This is a genomic window from Candidatus Schekmanbacteria bacterium (assembly GCA_016219965.1).
Lineage (GTDB): Bacteria > Schekmanbacteria > GWA2-38-11 > GWA2-38-11 > J061 > JACRJM01.
Window position 1 is genome coordinate 328,129 of record JACRJM010000007.1, and the last position, 18,721, is coordinate 346,849.

General features: G+C 42.0%; 17 protein-coding genes. 11 read left to right on the plus strand and 6 right to left on the minus strand.

Features of this window, described 5'->3' with window-relative positions:
- Positions 1-342: 342 nt before the first annotated feature.
- Positions 343-930, plus strand: coding sequence for a nucleotidyltransferase domain-containing protein (locus HZA77_09955; protein ID MBI5375750.1), 588 nt, complete (start codon positions 343-345; stop codon positions 928-930).
- Positions 893-1,351 (plus strand): HEPN domain-containing protein, encoded by a 459-nt coding sequence (locus HZA77_09960; protein ID MBI5375751.1) that lies wholly within the window; start codon positions 893-895, stop codon positions 1,349-1,351. The genes HZA77_09955 and HZA77_09960 overlap by 38 nt, the downstream gene beginning before the upstream one ends.
- A gap of 25 nt (positions 1,352-1,376) precedes the next feature.
- Here the strand turns inward: HZA77_09960 and HZA77_09965 are convergent, their stop codons facing one another.
- From HZA77_09965 to HZA77_09975, 3 genes are all read right to left on the minus strand, one after another.
- Positions 1,377-2,135, minus strand: coding sequence for a sulfite exporter TauE/SafE family protein (locus HZA77_09965; protein ID MBI5375752.1), 759 nt, complete (start codon positions 2,133-2,135; stop codon positions 1,377-1,379).
- Positions 2,136-2,188: 53 nt separating this feature from the next.
- Positions 2,189-3,430: a phospholipid carrier-dependent glycosyltransferase gene (locus HZA77_09970; GenBank protein MBI5375753.1), complete on the minus strand. Its 1,242-nt coding sequence runs from the start codon at positions 3,428-3,430 to the stop codon at positions 2,189-2,191.
- 117 nt (positions 3,431-3,547) lie between these two features.
- Entirely contained in the window at positions 3,548-5,047 is a 1,500-nt protein-coding gene (locus tag HZA77_09975; GenBank protein ID MBI5375754.1) for an alginate export family protein, read from the minus strand.
- Positions 5,048-5,294: 247 nt separating this feature from the next.
- On the opposite strand from HZA77_09975, the gene HZA77_09980 reads away from it, so the two are divergent.
- On the plus strand, positions 5,295-5,696 hold the full coding sequence (locus HZA77_09980; protein MBI5375755.1) for a dTDP-4-dehydrorhamnose 3,5-epimerase family protein: 402 nt from the start codon (positions 5,295-5,297) through the stop codon (positions 5,694-5,696).
- On the opposite strand, the gene HZA77_09985 is transcribed toward HZA77_09980, so the two are convergent.
- Positions 5,674-7,605: an aldehyde ferredoxin oxidoreductase family protein gene (locus HZA77_09985; protein ID MBI5375756.1), complete on the minus strand. Its 1,932-nt coding sequence runs from the start codon at positions 7,603-7,605 to the stop codon at positions 5,674-5,676. The genes HZA77_09980 and HZA77_09985 overlap by 23 nt on opposite strands.
- A gap of 112 nt (positions 7,606-7,717) precedes the next feature.
- Here HZA77_09985 and HZA77_09990 point away from each other — a divergent pair, with 112 nt between their 5' ends.
- Positions 7,718-8,662 (plus strand): aldo/keto reductase, encoded by a 945-nt coding sequence (locus HZA77_09990; GenBank protein MBI5375757.1) that lies wholly within the window; start codon positions 7,718-7,720, stop codon positions 8,660-8,662.
- Between the two features lie 2 nt (positions 8,663-8,664).
- On the opposite strand, the gene HZA77_09995 is transcribed toward HZA77_09990, so the two are convergent.
- Complete coding sequence (locus HZA77_09995) at positions 8,665-9,582, minus strand: SDR family oxidoreductase (protein ID MBI5375758.1); 918 nt, start codon at positions 9,580-9,582, stop codon at positions 8,665-8,667.
- 166 nt (positions 9,583-9,748) lie between these two features.
- Between HZA77_09995 and HZA77_10000 the strand changes: the two genes are divergently transcribed.
- The 7 genes from HZA77_10000 (at position 9,749) to thyX (ending at position 16,408) form a co-directional block, all read left to right on the plus strand.
- Positions 9,749-10,639 (plus strand): hypothetical protein, encoded by an 891-nt coding sequence (locus HZA77_10000; protein ID MBI5375759.1) that lies wholly within the window; start codon positions 9,749-9,751, stop codon positions 10,637-10,639.
- A gap of 1 nt (position 10,640) precedes the next feature.
- Positions 10,641-12,371: a GNAT family N-acetyltransferase gene (locus HZA77_10005; protein MBI5375760.1), complete on the plus strand. Its 1,731-nt coding sequence runs from the start codon at positions 10,641-10,643 to the stop codon at positions 12,369-12,371.
- Entirely contained in the window at positions 12,368-12,937 is a 570-nt protein-coding gene (locus HZA77_10010; protein ID MBI5375761.1) for a flavodoxin family protein, read from the plus strand. Before HZA77_10005 ends, HZA77_10010 begins: the two co-directional genes overlap by 4 nt.
- A complete protein-coding gene (locus HZA77_10015) occupies positions 12,934-13,311 on the plus strand; it encodes a hypothetical protein (protein MBI5375762.1) in 378 nt (125 codons plus the stop codon). The genes HZA77_10010 and HZA77_10015 overlap by 4 nt, the downstream gene beginning before the upstream one ends.
- A gap of 196 nt (positions 13,312-13,507) precedes the next feature.
- Positions 13,508-15,067 (plus strand): hypothetical protein, encoded by a 1,560-nt coding sequence (locus HZA77_10020; protein MBI5375763.1) that lies wholly within the window; start codon positions 13,508-13,510, stop codon positions 15,065-15,067.
- A 157-nt stretch (positions 15,068-15,224) separates the two neighbouring features.
- Entirely contained in the window at positions 15,225-15,803 is a 579-nt protein-coding gene (locus tag HZA77_10025; GenBank protein ID MBI5375764.1) for a UbiX family flavin prenyltransferase, read from the plus strand.
- Entirely contained in the window at positions 15,800-16,408 is a 609-nt protein-coding gene (gene thyX / locus HZA77_10030; GenBank protein ID MBI5375765.1) for an FAD-dependent thymidylate synthase, read from the plus strand. Before HZA77_10025 ends, thyX begins: the two co-directional genes overlap by 4 nt.
- Here the strand turns inward: thyX and HZA77_10035 are convergent.
- Positions 16,405-18,585, minus strand: coding sequence for a PAS domain-containing protein (locus HZA77_10035; GenBank protein MBI5375766.1), 2,181 nt, complete (start codon positions 18,583-18,585; stop codon positions 16,405-16,407). The two genes, thyX and HZA77_10035, sit on opposite strands and share 4 nt — an antisense overlap.
- Positions 18,586-18,721 lie beyond the last annotated feature (136 nt).

Below are 18,721 nucleotides of genomic sequence, written 5' to 3' on the forward strand. Positions count from 1 at the left end.
ATTTTTCATTTTTTTAGCCCCTTGAAAATTTGTATATTTCCACGCAGGAGTGTTGAAAATCTCCATATGTAATGTTTTGTCATTTTATTATATTCGCTCACTCACCTCGCAATCAAATTGCATGGTTGCACTCGCTATCATATTCAGGTGAGAGATGGAAAGTCTGAGGGTTAAAATTTCTGACTGTCTGAGCCCGAAGGTCGAGTTGAAAAAATTACCGAAGACTGACCGAAACGAGCCACATGGAATTTTTCAGAGGGCACCCAAAATCTAATATAAATTCCTTGAACACTATATGCACTTTGCATATAATTGTATGCAGTTTGCATATAAGGAATAGAAATGAAAGAACTGACAAAAAACAGGGCTGGGCTTTTAAGACTCTTCTACACGAATCCGGAAAGAGAATTTTATATTCAGGAAATCGGGAGAATCTTAGGGAAAAAACCGGGTGTTTTTCAGAGAATGCTGAATAACATGGAAAAAGAAAAGATTATATCCAGCGAATACAGGGCTAATGCCCGGTATTTCAGGGCAAACAAAACCTATCCGCTGTACAAAGAACTAAAAAGTATTGTTTTTAAAACAGTAGGTATCACGGGAAGTATAAAAGAAGTTTTAGATAAAATCGGGAATATAAAGTTGTCATTTATATATGGCTCATTTGCCAAAGAAAAAGAAACTATCCTTTCTGATATTGACCTTGTCATAATAGGCAAACCTGATGAAGATAAGCTTATTAAGCAGTTCGATAAATTGGAAGATACACTCAGGCGTGAAATTAATTATAAACTTTTCAGCCCTGCTGAATTTAGAAAAAATGTAGAAAAAGAGGAACCATTTCTGATAGAAATTATAAGAGAAAAAAAAATAATGATCACAGGGACTGAGGATGAGTTACGAAAAATTCTTGAAGTCAAACCTCATTAAGAAACAGCAGCCAGATTTTAAACAGATCAAATATCAGTTAAAACGTACAGAAAAGGACCTGAAAACTGCAGAGTCCCTATTATCAATCGACCTTACATGGGCATTTGCTGTTGCCTACCATGCTATGATGAGGGCAAGCAAAGCCCTCATGTTTTCCAAGGGATTTCTCCCCACATCAAAACAGTCTCATAAAACCATAATAGAGTTTACAAGGCTAATCATGGGCGATGAATACGAAAATATAATTAGCCGCTTTAACCGTATGCGCAGGAAACGCCATGATTTTATCTACGACTCACAAAACCACATAACAACGCAAGAAGCTGAAACCGCAATAGACACGGCAAAAAAATTAATCGAAAAAATAAAAGATTTTGTCACCAAAGAAAACCCTCAGAAGGAACTGTTCCGAAAAAAATAGTAAGAGGAAACCTCCATCTTTCCTTTTATCTAACCAAGTATATTATTCCTACAGCTACCCCGACACTAACCACAACCCAGCGAAGCGATGATGGTCTGACACGGCCGGCAAGTCTACCGCCCAATGACCCACCTATGATGGCTCCTGCTGCCATAACAAAAGCGGCAGGCCAGACAACCTGCCCTGAAAAAAGGAAGAATATGGAAGCTGAAACATTTACGCTGAAGGTGAATGTCTGCTTTAGTGCATTTAGCCTTGTAAGCGAATCTTCAAGTGCAAGACCGAGAACTGCAAGCGTAATGACACCAAGCCCTGCACCAAAATATCCGCCATAGATCCCTGCAATACCGACAGGCAGGATCACCCATTTATGCGATATTACGGAGCTTCCTTTATTGGCAGTCCTTAGTATAAGCCACCTTCGCAAAGGTTCCTGAACTGCAAGCAATCCTGATGCAATGAGGATGAGAAAAGGAACGAGTGAGCGGAAAAGTTTTTCTCCCGAATTTATGAGCAACACACCGCCAATTACTCCGCTTATGATGCCTGTCGGAAGGAAGAGCCAAAACCTCTCCTTCTGCCCGCGCAAATCATTTGACTGAGCAAAAGCTCCGCCAAGTTGTCCCGGACACAAAGCTATAGTGTTGGTAACGTTTGCAGCTATCGGAGGAATCCCTGCCGCAAGGAGCATTGGGAATGAAATAAGTGTGCCTCCTCCGGCAAGTGCATTCATTATGCCCGCTATCACACCGGCCAATCCTAAAAGTAAATATTCAAAAATCATATTCTTTATTTAACACAGCATATCAGTTGGCACAAAATAAATTGAAAAACAGATTAAGACCTTACAAGATTCCGCAACCCGCTAACAACCCAGCATATTCCATAGGCCTGAAGAAAGGCATTGCATGGCTGTAAAGGCAGATAGTAGCGCGGCCAGTCATGGGGCAGCCAGAGGATTATTCCTGCATAGGAGATAACAATCCATAAGAGTATGAGATCGAGTCCGCAGTAACGAAGCCTTTTATACCCCTGCCGGAATGACATAATACAGAATGCAACAATTCCCAGCAAAAGGATAACGCGGTCCACTGGAAGTCCAATATTGGCGAAAGGGGCAAATACACCTGTGTTTTTCCAGAGCGCGGAAATCCTCTCCGGCAATGTGCTAAGTGACTGGTAAGGAATATCAAAGACAATATCATTCATTTCGAGCATATGCTTAAATCCAGCCAGAGGCGCATGATAAAGAAATGGATTTGAAAGATAAAAAACCATACCTGCAACTCCAAGCACAATGAACATACACAGAAAAGCGGCATATGCTTTGATCCGACTTGAATAAATCGAAAGCAATGCTTCACCTGCAATTGAGATGATACACACAAGAAGTATAAGCAGTGCATTAAGCTTGGTACCGACAGCAGCGCCGGCAGCAAGCCCGGTGAGTATTGCACAATACACAGCGCTCCCTGTGTGATTGTCCCGCAGTGAACGCAGAAGATAAACCATTCCAATCAGAGTGAGCAATCCAAAAGTAAAAGCAGGAGTGTCAATCATTGCTCGGCGGCTCAAATCAAGCAGAAGCCTTGCACCAAGAAGATTGGCAAGGGCAAGGAGTCCGCACCATTGATTCGTTACAAGTGTAACAAGCCAGTAAAAAGAAAGACAAGCGATAACACCCATAATTGCTACAGGGAATCGGGCACGGGCAACAACTTTAGCAGGCGGCACAGTATGTCCCATATTCCATTCGCGGCTTTTTGACCACTGCCAGAGATATTCCCGGGGATCACCCCTAAAATCAGTTGTCACGGCACCAAGACCAATCAAGTATTTCCCTATCTGAGGCTGGCGTGAGCCAAAGGTGTTGAATTCCTTATACCAGTCCGGATCGCTAAAATTGCGCTCAAGCGCATAGAGACGGAAAAGCCTTTCCGATACCGTAATCCATGTAGATTCATCACCCTGGTAGTTGCCGAGGTCGTCAAGGTCTGAGAGAAAGATAAAACAGAGGAAAGGCAAAAGCACCAATCCGGCAAGGATCGACACAATCTTCTGTTTATTCTGGCAGGGCATTAAAAAGTCTGTTATTATTCATATGATTGCGGAAAATATCATACCCTTCAGATAAAATCAATTTAGAAGCCGGTGGCTGAATGATTTGTCTGAAAAAGTCAGTTTCCCTTAAAAAGCTCAGAAATGAAAATTCGCCTCCATGTAGAAATAATCCGCATCGCTCTTGCCAAGAAAAAGGTCGTTCATCACATCGCCTCCGAAAAAATGACCGTAATACGCAGTAACGTCAAGATACTTTGACACGTTCAAATTTGCAGAGATGTCTGCAAGATTTCCAACATATTGTCTGTCCATGCTCAGCCGCCCGATATAACCAAAGATATCACCTCTTTCCTGAGAAACCCCGCTACCAGAGTAAAGTCTGTCTTTTGCCTCATTAAGCCAGATAAAATGCCAGTCACTCCTGATTGTTAGATTGTCAAAAGGCTTTAATATGAGCATACCGAAAAGATCTTTATTGTTCATGGCATTGTAAAAGGGAAACCGTGCATAAAGCCACGAAGAAGGAAGAATCTGAAAAAAAGTCTTGTGGTCACTGTCTGAAGGATTTCCATCCCCCGAACTTACAAAATATCCTCCCCTTATCCACGGTTTAAGGGGAACCCCCGTCATCTGGTATCCAACTTCCGTGGCAACGGCATAGGCTCCATGATCTTGTTCATACCAGTCGCCAAACTGGAATGCAGACCACAAGACCATATCAATTTCTCCGGGGCCAAACCCATAAATCCCAACTGCATTGAACCCCAATGTATGTATTTCAATGTCTGCCTTTTCTGCGGGCAGCATAGTATTGTCAACTCTCTGTGATACCCTCCTGTCATCATCATAGTATATGTAGAAAAATCTCATCTCAGTATTTGGAATGAGAGAAGATTTTTTGATCGTAAAAGATGAATAGAAAAGATCAACATCTTCAATTGCCTCCTGGCCATCCACATCAAATCCTCCTTCTGTCGGATGGGTTATGCCGGCAAGTACATTTACCATTCTATTGTCATAGGAAATCTCCCCGCCGTCAAAACTTCTGCTGACAGCAGTCCAATCTATTGAGCTTATCAGCCTGTGCCCGATTCTTATGTTCTTGAGGAAATTGAATTTCGGGTTATCAGTCATAACTTCGAGCCCGTCAATATAATCATAGCGACCGAACTTAGCAGAAATTCCCACACCAAAAGGATCTTTCAGATTAATGTAAGCGTTCTTCAAAAATACCCTGTGCGGTGCCTCCCCCTGCGACTGGTTATGAGCATAATAAATCGCACCAAGTCCGAGCGGGCCATATGGCGCCGGTGCAATAGAGCGCTCGGGAAGGTTGAAAAGGTGTATATACTCTCCTTTTACAACAACATCTATTTTCTTAGTATCAAGTTTCAGCCCAAGACGAGTCCTTTGAAAGAAAAATCCATACTGATTGTCATACCCGGGTTTCGGGTCGAACCAATCCCTGTATTCATAGCGCCATAGCATTTCGCCTGAAAATGACAATTTCCCCATATCTCCGGGAAATTTATAAATATCGATTTCTGAAAAAGCTGGTTTCAGCGGAAACATTAGTAATAGGAAAACAATTGCTGCAGCAATAAAGGTTGAACTGAAGCGTATCAGTCTCATCATCACCCCCCATTTTGACTATCTCCACAGGATCGATAAAAAAAAGTTTTTGAACTTCGTAATCTTTTGGATAAGACTTCCCTCCAATTAAAAAGTTCCAGTTTTTTTATTCAGGTGAATTTTTCACTTAATTATGAAGCATATGATACTAATTTCATTTTTAATCTTCACTTCAAGGAAGTGGTAGGATAGAGTTTTACATGAAAAACAGAAATTAATAACTTTAGTAGTTAAAGAAGGAGGGAATAAAATGAAACTCATAGAAATACAACGGGTCAGCTCAGACTCGGACAACAGGGGGTTTGCTGCAAGACCTGTTGATGAAAAAGAACTAAAGGCAGGACAGGTTTCAAATATACATATTGTCAGCATGAAACCGGGAGTGGTGCGCGGCAATCACTATCACATAAAGCAGAAGGAGAAGATCTGGCTTATCGGCGGCCCGTGCAAGGTTATTGCAAGGAACAGGAATACAGGAGAGACCGAAGAAGAAGTATTTGACGGAAATGAACAGATACTTCTTGTTATTCCGCCTGACATAAGCCATGCCATAAAAAATATCTCTGACAGAACAACTTATTTATTCTGCTACAGCAATTTCTCCCCTACTCCGGATGATAAGGATGTATTCAGGGACGAGCTTGTGAAATAATAAGATCGCTTATGGATGGACATGTGCTGTCGGAGATTTTTCCGGCTTTTTCGAGAGCCTCTGCGACATCTGAAAGACCAACCTCTTCGAGCCTCTTCTTGGTCGGGATTCCGTCTTTCGAGCAACCTCGATAAAAATAATATTCATCAAGCATACCGGGATGGTCAATCTGATCCGTCTCGCCCCGCGTGGTTCCCTTCCGCAAGTCATCAGATCTCTTTAATCCGAGGAGCACATTATAACTTTTTTCCACCTGATAAGCCCTTTCAGCCGCCTCGAAAAGATGCGAAGGGTCAATCCCTGTGGCAGCCTCATAGATTTCCCCTATCTCTTCAAACATCATGAGAGGATCGCCGAATATGTTGGTTGAAGCAACAGGGACGAAACAGAATCCAAGAGAATCTATAAGCATCTTGAAATTCTCATGCCACCAGACAACGCGCCCTTTGGCAACAGGGCTCTTGTGGTCGCCTGCTTCCTCCGGGACATCTTTCCCGAATATCCTCTCCAGCATATCGCGCTGGTTTACAAGTGATGAGAAAGGATGCCCTTTCATATGGTCAGCTCCGCGCGGTCCAACAGCAGAGGCAAGCGCCATCGGAAGCATTCCTTTTCTCCTGTAAGGGAATGTCATTCCCTTTGTGTGGAATCCATATGGCTCGGCATCCGGGCCGATCCGTTTCACGGCATCAGGCATACTCTCTGCAAGCAGACCTCCAAAGCCTTCCCTTTTTGAAGTTTTCAAAATCAGATCTGATATGAGCTCGACATCCCCCCAGTTAAGCTCGACTCCGTCGGTGTCCTCAGTGCCGATGATGCCGCGCTGGAAACATTCCATTGCCATCGAGAGATTCCAGCCAAACTGCGTCACATCCATACCTGCGCGGTTCACAAGGTCTGCAAGGTGAAAGAGTGACGGGAAATCATAGACCCCGATAAGTGGCCCCAGATTAACGTAATGCCCGAACTCAATTTTATCTCCGTGCTCACCTTTATATTTTCCTTCATCTACCTTCCATTTCTGAGAACATCCGACAGGGCATCTGTAACAACTGGATTTGCCGTCTTTGTATTTTGTAATGAAATCACCGAGGTCGTATTTCTCAAGATTTTCCGGGCTGATTTTAAGCTGATCATTATTGGCTGCTGCCTCTGCCCCAGCCTGTGCTATGAGGATAAGCGTTCCATACTCTGCATTTGCACCTGTCTGCGGTCCTCCCGTCCATAGGTCCCCGTAAAATTTGGCAAGCTCATCAAACTTTTTCTTGTCCGCAACAGGTATATGTTCATTCCCTTTTACGATAACAGCCTTTAGTTTTTTTGAACCCATCACGCATCCCATACCTGCCCTGCCGTTTGCACTCACTCTTTGTGTGCCTGAAAAGATGCTTGCATATCTTACAAGGTTCTCTCCGGCAACCCCTATGCGGGCTGATTCGCACCTGCCGTACTTTTCCTGGATAGCATCATCAGAAACATAGGTATCAAGCCCCCATATATCTTCAGCATCAATAATCTCAGGTTTCTTTCCCCTTTCAATTAAAAGCGACACAGGTTTTTCAGACTGTCCTTTGATGACGATATGGTCATAGCCTGCCTGCCTCATCCTTACTCCAAAAAAACCGCCCGCATTTGAGTCGCCAAAGATTCGCGTAAGAGGGCTTTTTGACGTAACCGTGTAGCGCGTTGCGCAGGGAAATGTTGTTCCCACAAGAGGACCTGCACCGAAGATCAGAGGATTTTGAGGTGAGAGAGGATCAAGGTCAGGATTGCTGCGCACTATATCATAGAACAGGCGGGCATTCACGCCTGAGCCGCCGATATAGTCCCGCAAGAGCTTCTCCGGCAATTCTTCTTCATTTATTTTACCGCTTGAAAGGTCAACGTAGAGGATCTTGCCTTTATACATGAGCTTCTCCTATTTTTATTTGATATGACTGAAGATGTTTATTTATATAAAACTGATATATCATTATAATCAAGTAATCAAAAAAATATATTTTGAATAAAAGGAAAAGGCCATGAAATATAAAACACTTGGAAACAGCGGTCTTCATGTATCTGCGATAGGGCTCGGCACATGGGCAATCGGAGGGATGTTCTGGGGGAAATCAGATGATAAACAGTCAATAGGAGCAATTACGGCATCAATAGAGGCAGGTATCAATCTAATAGACACAGCGCCTGCCTACGGAGACGGCCACTCGGAAATAGTGGTCGGGAAGGCAATCAAAGGTAAAAGAGATAAGGTAATAATCGCAACCAAGTGCGGCATAGACACAAGAAAAGGATTTGCCTTTAACTTAAAGCCTGCAAGGGTGAGGGAGGAGGCGGAGGCATCTTTAAAACGTCTTGGAATTGACTGCATAGACATATACCAGTGCCATTGGCCGGATCCCAAAACACCGATCGAAGAAACCCTTGAAATGATGATGAAGCTCAAAACAGAAGGAAAGATCCGTCACATAGGAGTCTCAAACTTTGAAGTCCCGCTGCTTCAAGAGGCGGTCAAGGCTGCACCGATTGTAAGTCTACAGTCCCATTACTCATTGCTCGAGCGAAGCATTGAAAAGGAAATCATCCCGTTTTGCAGGGAGAACAATATAGGAATACTCACTTACGGCTCGCTTGCAAGCGGGATACTTACGGGTAAATATGACAAGCAACCAAAATTCAGTGCAGGAGATGCGAGAAACTTTTTCTATCCCTTCTACAAGGAACCCCTCTGGAGCAAAGCGCAGGCTTTAATAAGCGAGCTTAAAAAGATTGCAGATGAGCACGGTAAGCCTGTCTCTCATGTGGCATTGAACTGGCTTACCCAAAAGGCGGAAGTATCTTCAGCGCTTGTCGGGGCAAAAAACAAAGAGCAGGCGATAAACAATGCTGAAAGCTGTGATTGGGAACTTGGAGAAGCAGAGCTTAAATCAATAGAAAACGCTTACAGAAGAATATTTGCAGAGGGCTGATGCTATGCTTCTTTTGCTCCGTTATGGATTTGCATGAAGAAATCCTTCAGATGGTGGTCACCATAGAGAGGCGCTGATAGATCCGGGATTGAACCGATAGCAATGAAGAACCAGAGCATGTCGGCAAGATTTTTATTAATGGGTCTGGCAATAACGGAAATCACCTTAAGAAGCCATATAGGAATGTGCTTTATTTTAGGCGGCTTCGACTGGATATCAAATATCATCTTTGCAATCTGCGCATGGGTAAAAACTTCAGGACCTCCTATGGGAACATATTTATTCCACATGGACTCGTCTTTTATTGCCTGCACAGAGCCATTTGCAAGATCCACTCCGTGAATTGGATTAAGCTTTGTCTGGCCATTGCCAAAAACAAAAGCAGTGCCGCGCTGCATCACGCTGTCATAAAGTTTGCGCATGTCATCGAAGAAACCGGTAGGCTCCATAACTGTCCAGCGCATACCAGATTTTTCAAGTTCTTTTCCAATAGCCTGCTTTGCCTGGGCAATTTTTACGTTCTTCGCCATCTCATTGCAGCCAACTGTTGATGTATAGATGAAATGTTTTACCCCGGCAGCTTTTGCCCTTTTGAGGATGTTCATGTTTGCTTCGTAGTCAACCTCCCAGATGCTTGGCTTTTTCGCAAATGTCATAAAACCCACTGATGAAAAAACAACATCTATCCCATCACAGAGACCTTCAAGGGTTTCATTCTTGGTAGCTTCACCAACAAAGACATCATCGCAGAGAGCCCTCACCTTGAGGCGTTTTACATCTCTTGCAAGAGCGCGCACCCAAAATCCCTGCAGCTTGCAGGATTCAACAATGAGGCTTCCAAGATAACCCGTAGCTCCTGCAACAAGAACTCTGATGGGCTTGTCCCCGCCCGGTACGTTGTTTGTTTCTTTTTCATTCATAGTGCGTAACTTTTACCAAAAACCCATTCTGAATGCAATAGAAAATTGTTCAACATGGGAAATTTCCACAAAAAAAGTCAAATTGCAAAAAGGATATTTTAAAAGTCATTTATCATTAAACTATGCTGGTTGTGATTTCTGTAATATATTTATAAAAATGAATGACATGAATCGTAAAATAAATAAAAATCTGGCTACCATCATCGGAGACAACACCTCCGGCTCTGCTGCAATCAGAGAAAGTTTGGCAGGGTTGTTTAAAGAGATACTATTGATTGAATCAACATCTGACAGCGAAGCTGCCTCAATGCTGAGAGGTGCCGCTGAAAAAGCTTTTAAATCCCATCAGTCAATGGCTGCCATTTATCATTTATGCAAGTTTATAAATACGCAGTTAAAAAACAAAACAAAAAAAACTCCGTTTAAAGCTTCTGTGCTTGGAGCGCTTGGTGCCTACTGTTCTAAAATCAGGACAGATGAAAATAAACTTTTTGAGAATGGCGCAAAAATAATAAAAGATAAAATGGTCATCCTCACTTACAGCTACAGCACCGCTGTACTTCAAATCTTAAAGCTTGCTTCTTTGCAGGGGAAGAATTTCAGCGTCATCTGTCCGGAATCAAGGCCTGCCTTTGAAGGAGTAAGATTTGCAGAGGAGATTGCAAAACAAAAAATAAAAACCACTCTCATAGTCGATGCCGCGATTTATGGAGCAATAAAATCCTGCGATATGATACTTGTAGGTGCAGACACAGTGACAACGGATGGTATTATAAACAAGACCGGAACGGAATGGATCGCAACCTCGGCAAAGGCATTAAAGAAACCAGCCTATTCAGCATTCACAATTGAAAAGGTATTACCTTCTCCGCATTCAAAGAAAATAAAAATACTAAACAAGCCATCTTATGAAGTGTATAAGGGGAAAGTAAAATCAATCGAAGTGGAAAACAGATATTTTGATATAACTCCACTTCACGAATTCAGCGGATTTATAACTGAGATGGGAGCGATGACAGAAAAAGAGATTACCAATATTTTAAAAGGGCTAAAATAAATTGGCTCAACTGCCATTAAAAAATAATGCCAACATAGCAATAGTGGGCTCAGGTCCCGCAGGTTCAAGCTGTGCGATAAGGCTCCTTCAGCAGGCAAAGAAACGCGGTATCAATATTAATGTTACGATGTATGAAGGAAAGGATTTCCAGGTCCATCATAACCAGTGCGTTGGAGTCCTTTCCCCGCCGCTCATAGAGATACTATCTGAAGAGCTGGACATAGAGCTCCCTCCAAACCTTTTCAAAAGAACCATTTACGCATATATGCTCCATTATGATGAAAGCGAGATACTCCTCGTTGATAAAGGCGATGCAGGGCTTACCATTACAGTCCGCAGACTTGAATTTGACAGGTTTCTCCTTGAAACTGCACAAAAGCTCGGCGCAACTCTGATAAGGAGCAGGGTCAATTACATTGAATTCATGACACCTGAAGAAGAGGCAGGGAGTGTGAGGATTTACTGCGACAGCGGGTATCTCAAGGCGGACTGCATGGTTGCCGCCTTTGGATTAGACAGCATGATGCTTACCGTGCTTGAGGATGCAACAAGAGGAGCCCGCCAGTACCACCGTCCGAAAAAAGTCTTAAAAACATACATAACAAAGATTCATTCGAGCCCCGTAGTTATGAGGCAAAAAATCGGGAATATCATCTATGCCTATGTCAAACCCCGAGAGATTCCAAGAATAGAGTTCGGCGCCATCTCTCCCAAAGGGGACCATGTCATAATCAATATCGCAGGGGAAAAAGTCACGTCGCTCGACATGGATATGTTTCTTTCACTCGAAGAAGTACGGGAGCACCTGCCTGACATAAACTATGGAGAGCTCAACTACTTTGAAGGGAGCTTTCCCACTGCGCCATCGCAGAATCCATATGGTGACCGTTATGTCGCAGTAGGTGACACAACGGGATGGATGCGGCCTTTCAAAGGAAAGGGAATCAATGTTGCCGTTACCACTGGGATAAGAGCGGCAGATGCGATTATCAATTACGGAGTCGGGAAGGACTCATTTGACAAGTACGAGCTTAGCTGCAAGGACCTCCTTGATGACTATATTTACGGAGCAATGGTAAGGACGATATGCAACAAGGCAAGCGGACTATTCATGAGCTATCTCATGAATGTAGCGCTTGTAAACCCCATAATTTATGATGCGCTCTTTGATTCCGTGTCAGGGCAAAGGGCATATAAGGACATAATGAAAAGCATTCTGCGTCCTGAATTCGTAAAAAAAAGCGCTTCTATAATCTTAAAAAAATATATTAAAAGGGGGAGAAAAATGCATGAGATAATAATCCGGAATCTTTCCCGCGCAGATATTGACGCAATAAGAAAAATAGATGAAAGAATAACGGGAAAACCGCAGGAGGCTTACTGGACAGGGAAGATAACCAAATATCTCTCTAGCGAGCCGGGTGCATGCTTTGTAGCTGAGGTGGATAACAAGCTTGTGGGTTTTATCCTGGGAGATATAAGAGGATGGGAATATATGTCTCCTATATCCGGCTGGCTTGACATCATAGGTGTAGATATTGACTATAGGAGTATGGGAATAGGGAAAAAACTTATCGATGCCTTGTTCGATTATTTCAAAAAAGCGGGGATAGAAGAGATTATTACAATGGTAAGCTGGAATGATGTCGACCTTGTTGAGTATTTTCGCTCAACAGGATTTGAGAGGGGACAGTATATCAATATGATCAAAAAATTAGGAGATAAACAATGATATTAGGCCTTTGCGGAAGCGGAAGAAAAGAGGACAGCAACAGCGGTGCCATAGTTCAAGAAGTTTTAAAAGGAACAGGCGGAAAAACAGAACTTGTCTGGCTGATAGACCTGAACATCGGATATTGTACCGGGTGCATGCGATGCGCTTTCGAGGGAAACTGCTGGCAAAATGACGGAATGACTGAGCTTTATAAAAAAATTATAGATTGCGAGGCTCTTGTCATAGGCTCACCCTGCTATTACGGAGATGTCTCAGGGCTTGTAAAAAGCATGATGGACAGGAGCATTGCCATGGGCTACATGGGCATAGGGAAAGAGTCTGAAATGCCAATGCACGGCAGAAAACCTCTTGCCGGAAAACCTGCGGTGCTTGTTTCTGCTGTGGCAGGGCATGGTGTAGAGAGAGCTCTTCAAACAATGGAAGGTTATGTGACTTTCAGCGAGATGAAACTGGTCGGAAAAATAGGCGCCATTGTCGGAATGGGAGATGTTAGAGAAAAGCCTGATGTAATGGCAGAAGCAAAAAATCTCGGCGGGAAAATAAAGGAAGCACTGAAGAAATGACTAATAACTTTTCCATAGGAAGAGGAAGGGCAAAGTTAGATTTCTCTGTCATAATCCTTGGCAACGATATTTCCATATCGATTTCCGGAGGAACCAAACCGCATGTCGGAGCTGTTGCGTTAAGCATCCCGCGCCCAAGCTTAAAGAATAATGAAAAAATGAGCTCTACCACATCGCTCCTTGCAGTTACAGGGCACAAGGATGATGAAGTGGCAAAATCAGTAGCTGAAAAGGTTGCGTCATCGACAGGCAAAACCGTTGTGACCATCGCCGGCATCCATATAGACAACGCCTCGGTAAAGGAAATCGAGGCCATCAGGAAAAATGCAGAACTTGGAACTGGCAGGATAATTTCATCTTTCAATAATAAATAATAATCTATTTGTACTTATTATTTTCCAATCTCTATTTTCCTGCAGTTTATTTGCAACAATAAAATTCTTCTGATTTCTTTTTCCCTCTTTAGTTATTATCTTAATAATACTTTTTTAAATACTTTTATATTTACTATTTGAATTTAAGTATATTACTATGTAATAAATATTTAATATATTCAAATAAAATTTTTCCATGTCTAATATAAAAATATATTTATTGATAACTGCAATTATATTTTATGCGTTTAATGCATTAGGATTAGGGCTTTGCCTTCAGGATGATGCTTTTATTAGTCTTCGCTATGCAATGAATTTTTCACAAGGGAATGGTCTGGTTTATAACTTAGGAGAAAAAGTAGAAGGATATACTAATTTTTCGTGGACCATAATATCTTCTATCCCGTTTTTTCTAAATATAGACGGCGTGACATTTCTGAGATATTTAGGATTATTATCAGGATGTTTGGCAATTTTGGCAGTTTTTATATTAACAAGAATCTTTGTATCTAAGGATTCAATATCTCCCGGAATAAGTTCACTAATATTGGCTTCTATTCCATATTTCAGAGCAGAATCAATAATGGGACTTGAAACTGTATTTTATGGAGCAATGATCATCTTATCTGTTTCTGCATATATATATGAAGAGCGTAACTATTCAAGGATATGTCTTTCTGGTTTATTGCTCACTTTTACTGTATTAACAAGACCGGATGGTTTAATTGTCGCTGGAATAATTGGTTTGATTGATTTGTCATCAATTTTAAAAAAGAAAACATTTAATAAGAAACTTATTTTGCGATGGTCATTTTTTATACCCCCCGTTGTAACTCATTTTATTTTTCGTTTTTTTTATTATGGAGACATAGTTCCAAATACATTTCATACCAAGGTTGGAAATAGTTTGTCTGTTTTATTTAGAGGCATTAATTATGGAGTTGTTTACTTCCACAAGAATCTTATTTTAATTATAATTAGCATAATAGGCGCCACGATACTGCTAATGTCAAGGAAGCTTCCAACAAAAGAAAAGACTACATTATTTCTGATTCCGGCTATCTATATTTTATACGTTTGCTTTATAGGAGGAGATTTTAAGCCAACATTCAGATTTTATATAGTTATAACGCTTTATCTGGCATTTCTCTCTTCTGTCGCAATAGAAAAAACATCGCAGCAATTTTTATTGATGACAAAAAAACCTGCGCTTTTTATGTGCCTGATGGTTGGAATAACCGGTTTATTCTCCATGCCATTGAATGCAAATGACTATGCATTAAGAAGATTTACGTCAGAAAGAAAGCAATCTATCCAGTTTGTGCAAGATGCAGCATTCTATTTAAAAGCAATTTACCCGCCTCAAACTATAATAGCGACAGGAAATGCCGGAGGCATACCATTTTTTACAGAATTCACATCAATAGACATGTATGGACTTTGTGACAGACATATAGCCATGAGGATAATACCTGAGATGGGGAGAGGTTTTCCAGGTCATGAAAAGGGTGATGGGGTATATGTGCTAGACAGGAACCCTGATTTGATATTTTTTCAAGAAATTCAGTTTACGAAACAAAAAATCAGCATGGATGAGATAAAAAAAATGCATCTATCACTTAGTGAAACAGAAATCTGGGAAAACAGGTTATTTCATTCAAATTATAAGTTAGAAAACATAAGACTAAAGAATTACTATTTTAATTTCTTCAAAAAGAAAATCTCACCAATAGTTTTAGCGGAAATTAATCTTTAATATTCCTTTTGTAACATGATGTACACTTTGCTATGCTCATCTCGTTAATATAATCTGTATTGGGTTTAACAATTAGCTACTGAGGTACTCTCAAAATGATGAGCATTAGCGGAAATACATTGACTTTATAAGGATGATAAAGTTTATTTAAAACATCATGCAGAAAAAGAAACTAATTGTCGCTTTGACCGGAGCAAGCGGAGCTACCTACGCGGTAAGACTCATCAACTACCTTGCCGGCAGAAAAGATATAGAGGTATCGCTTATCGTAAGCGATACTGCGAGGATGGTAGTCCCCCACGAGACAGATCTGACGGCAGAGATGCTTTCAAAGAAATGTAAGATGACATTCCCTTTTAATGACCTTTCAGCGCCATTGGCAAGCGGCTCATTTAAAAGGGACGGGATGATAGTGATCCCATGCACCATAAAGACAATGTCATCCATCGCATACTCACTTTCCAACAATCTTATAGTGAGAGCCGCAGATGTGAATCTTAAAGAGAAAAAACCTCTTGTTCTGTGTGTCCGGGAAACACCTCTCCATGTAGGACACCTGAAAACCATGACGCGCCTTGCGGAAATGGGTGCAGTCATAATGCCGCTTTCTCCATCCTTCTACCACAGACCTAAGACAATTGACGAAATAGTGGACTTCACTGTGGGCAGGGCGCTTGATCTTATGGGTATTGAAAATGAACTTTCCCATCCCTATGAGGGGATAAAACAGAAATGACGAATAATCTGTTGACCTCTGAAGTCGAGCTGATTTCCATAACCGCTGATGCTGAAAAAGTCATAGAGGATGCGGGGAGGACTTGTTATTTATCCTTCGAAAAAAGCGGAGATGCAACTGCGGGTAAATTCATCCGCATGCTCATAAAGAGCGGCCACCATTCAGTCCTTGAACACGCTTATGCCACATTCCGCATAAGGGGAGGCTCAAGGGCTTTCACCCATCAGCTCGTCCGCCACAGGCTCTGCGCATTTTCACAGCAGTCCCAGCGGTACGTGAGCGAAAAACAATTTGATTATGTCGAGCCTCCTTCCATCTCTTCAAATCCTGAAGCTCATCGTCTTTTTCTTGATGCGATGGAATCAGCGCAGAGCGCTTACAGAGAACTTCAGAAATTAGGAATTAAAAATGAGGATGCAAGGTTCGTTCTTCCCAATGCGGTAAAAAGCGAGATAGTAGTCTCGGCTGACTTTCGAGAATGGCGGCACATATTGGAGCTTCGCCTAAAGCCCGACGCCCAGTGGGAGATAAAGGACATCTGCCGGGAGATTCTCAGAATATTAAAAGAAAAAGCTCCGTCAGTATTTGAGGATATGAATGGTTAGCAGACAGGAAGAAATATCTTAAAAACAGTACCCTCTCCGGATGTGCTCTGAAGCTCTATCCATCCTCCATGTTTCTTCGCTATGCCATAGACAACCGACAAACCAAGTCCAGTACCCTTCCCTGGATTCTTGGTGGTAAAGAATGGTTCAAATATCCTTTTTTTCAGCTCATCATCCATACCTACGCCTGTATCAGAAACTGAAAGACAGATATAATCCCCCTCATTTGCATCAGGAAAAGACCGGCAGTAATTCTTATCAACCGTGACATTCTCTGTCCTGATTGCAAGCTTCCCTCCGGACGGCATTGCATCCCTGGCATTCAATGCAAGATTCATAAGCATTTGCTCAATGTGGACTTTGTCAGCCTGCACAGTCTTCAAATCAGAGGCAAGGTCAATGTCGACGGATATATTATCACCTATAGAACGGCTGAGAAGGCGCATTGCATCATTAACCGAAGCATTGATATCAATTTCCTTTAATAGCGGCTGTTGCTTATTGCTGAAAAAGAGCAATTGCCTTATCAGCGCTATCCCTTTCTCAGTAACAAACTTTATTTCCTCCAAATCACCGCGCAGGGGATTTTCCCTGTCAGCCTTCTTTATGGCAATGTCAGAATAACCCTTGATCACCGAAAGAACATTGGCAAAATCATGGGCAATACCGCCTGTCATTGTGACTATTGATTCAAGCTTTTGCGTCTGAAAAAGCTGAGCCTGCGTTTTTTCCTTTTCCTCTTCCATTTTTTTAACTTTCGTAATATCCACCATCATCCCTCTCAAACGCGGAGGTTTACCTTCGGATGACTCTATTGCCACATTATTCCTGAACCATAATACTGAACCATCTGACGCAATCATCTTGTATGCGAACTGATAACTGCCGTCATGCTTTACTGTCTCAGAAATGAAATATTCTATTTTTTCACGATCTTCAGGATGCACATGGTTCCTCCAGAAACCCATTTCAGAAAGCCAGTCCCTGACCGGATAACCAAGGATCTTCTCAGCTTTCCGGCTTACAAATGTAAATTGAAAAGGATTGGTTTGAGCTTCCCAGACTATCGCGTCCAGTGCTTCGATAAGTTCCTGTTTCTGTTTTTCAAGTTGTTTCTGATTTTCCTCAGCGCCTTTACGGGCAATTATCCCTGCAAGAGTATCAGCAATGGTCTTCAGGAATTCCTCCTCTGCCGAACTCCTCCGATGCCCCTGCTTTGTATACAGGTTTATTACTCCCAATGCTTTTCTGTCGTAGGTTATGGGAACGCAATAATGACCATGCTCGGGAAGAGAGTGACAATCATATTCATGTCTTGCATCGGAATCCTCCGCAAAAAACACTTCAGTGCCCAATGCTGCCTTTCCGCACAGGCACCTGCCGAAAGGTATCTCGACACATGACCTTTGCGACTCTTCCGACAATCCATTATGCGCTGTCAATATAAGCTTTTTAGAATCTTCTGAAGCAAGGTAAATCCTTCCCATTGAATTAAGCGCAAGCCATGGCACGGCAAAAACAGTCTTTGCTGATAATCTGATGAACTCATCGAGAGTTATATCTTCGAGGGAATGCCTGAGCAGTGAGCTCACAATGGTTTGCAGTTCGTAATCACGCTGAATCCTCTCTTCAATGTTAAATCTATGGACAGTTGTAGCGATTAACGGGGCAACTGACTCTATAAGCTCCACAATCTCTCCCATAGAACGGGAATCCTTGTCTGCAATATGTATAGCCCCTAATGTATTGTTCTGATAACGAAGAGGAATAACAGCGATACTACCAAAACCGCACTGAATACAGGTGCCCCGGAACTTACTGTGCACGTCAGACTGTAGTTCAGCAAAAACACCGATTGAGTTTTCCAGACAAAACGAACCGGAAGGAGTCATAAAAGGAATATCCGCGGGGTCAGGATTTCCGGAAACCACCCTTATGCATGCACATCTGTCTTTTTTAACAGAGAGCCAGTTTTCAGAATCCCAGAATTTCCGGCTAAAACCTGCATATGAATCATAAGGGATATCACCATCCAGATTAAGGATTCTTATTCCAATGTATTTAAGTCCGGTAATGTGCCGGATCAGATCAACGACAGCTTGCGTATATTCTTTGCGGGTTGATGACTCGCCAAAAAGTTTAATAAGGTAATCAGTCAGCTGTTGAGTTTCATTCATGCCGGAGATTCCTATTTTAACAATAGATTAAAACCCCACGCAGCAATGTGCAGAACATAATAATTTGTATTTAGATTTTTTAATTGAATATCGCAATCAAAAATGCGGTCACTGATAAACATATTTTACAAATAAT

What these genes read in the sequence shown, in the direction of transcription:
- HZA77_09975 (MBI5375754.1), bottom strand. Translation starts at nt 5,047, where the DNA reads ATGATGAGACTGATACGCTTCAGTTCAACCTTTATTGCTGCAGCAATT.
- HZA77_09960 (MBI5375751.1), top strand. Translation starts at nt 893, where the DNA reads ATGAGTTACGAAAAATTCTTGAAGTCAAACCTCATTAAGAAACAGCAG.
- HZA77_09980 (MBI5375755.1), top strand. Translation starts at nt 5,295, where the DNA reads ATGAAACTCATAGAAATACAACGGGTCAGCTCAGACTCGGACAACAGG.
- HZA77_09955 (MBI5375750.1), top strand. Translation starts at nt 343, where the DNA reads ATGAAAGAACTGACAAAAAACAGGGCTGGGCTTTTAAGACTCTTCTAC.
- HZA77_10025 (MBI5375764.1), top strand. Translation starts at nt 15,225, where the DNA reads ATGCAGAAAAAGAAACTAATTGTCGCTTTGACCGGAGCAAGCGGAGCT.
- HZA77_09965 (MBI5375752.1), bottom strand. Translation starts at nt 2,135, where the DNA reads ATGATTTTTGAATATTTACTTTTAGGATTGGCCGGTGTGATAGCGGGC.
- HZA77_09995 (MBI5375758.1), bottom strand. Translation starts at nt 9,582, where the DNA reads ATGAATGAAAAAGAAACAAACAACGTACCGGGCGGGGACAAGCCCATC.
- HZA77_10015 (MBI5375762.1), top strand. Translation starts at nt 12,934, where the DNA reads ATGACTAATAACTTTTCCATAGGAAGAGGAAGGGCAAAGTTAGATTTC.
- HZA77_09985 (MBI5375756.1), bottom strand. Translation starts at nt 7,605, where the DNA reads ATGTATAAAGGCAAGATCCTCTACGTTGACCTTTCAAGCGGTAAAATA.
- HZA77_10035 (MBI5375766.1), bottom strand. Translation starts at nt 18,585, where the DNA reads ATGAATGAAACTCAACAGCTGACTGATTACCTTATTAAACTTTTTGGC.
- HZA77_10010 (MBI5375761.1), top strand. Translation starts at nt 12,368, where the DNA reads ATGATATTAGGCCTTTGCGGAAGCGGAAGAAAAGAGGACAGCAACAGC.
- HZA77_09990 (MBI5375757.1), top strand. Translation starts at nt 7,718, where the DNA reads ATGAAATATAAAACACTTGGAAACAGCGGTCTTCATGTATCTGCGATA.
- HZA77_09970 (MBI5375753.1), bottom strand. Translation starts at nt 3,430, where the DNA reads ATGCCCTGCCAGAATAAACAGAAGATTGTGTCGATCCTTGCCGGATTG.
- thyX (MBI5375765.1), top strand. Translation starts at nt 15,800, where the DNA reads ATGACGAATAATCTGTTGACCTCTGAAGTCGAGCTGATTTCCATAACC.
- HZA77_10000 (MBI5375759.1), top strand. Translation starts at nt 9,749, where the DNA reads ATGAATCGTAAAATAAATAAAAATCTGGCTACCATCATCGGAGACAAC.
- HZA77_10020 (MBI5375763.1), top strand. Translation starts at nt 13,508, where the DNA reads ATGTCTAATATAAAAATATATTTATTGATAACTGCAATTATATTTTAT.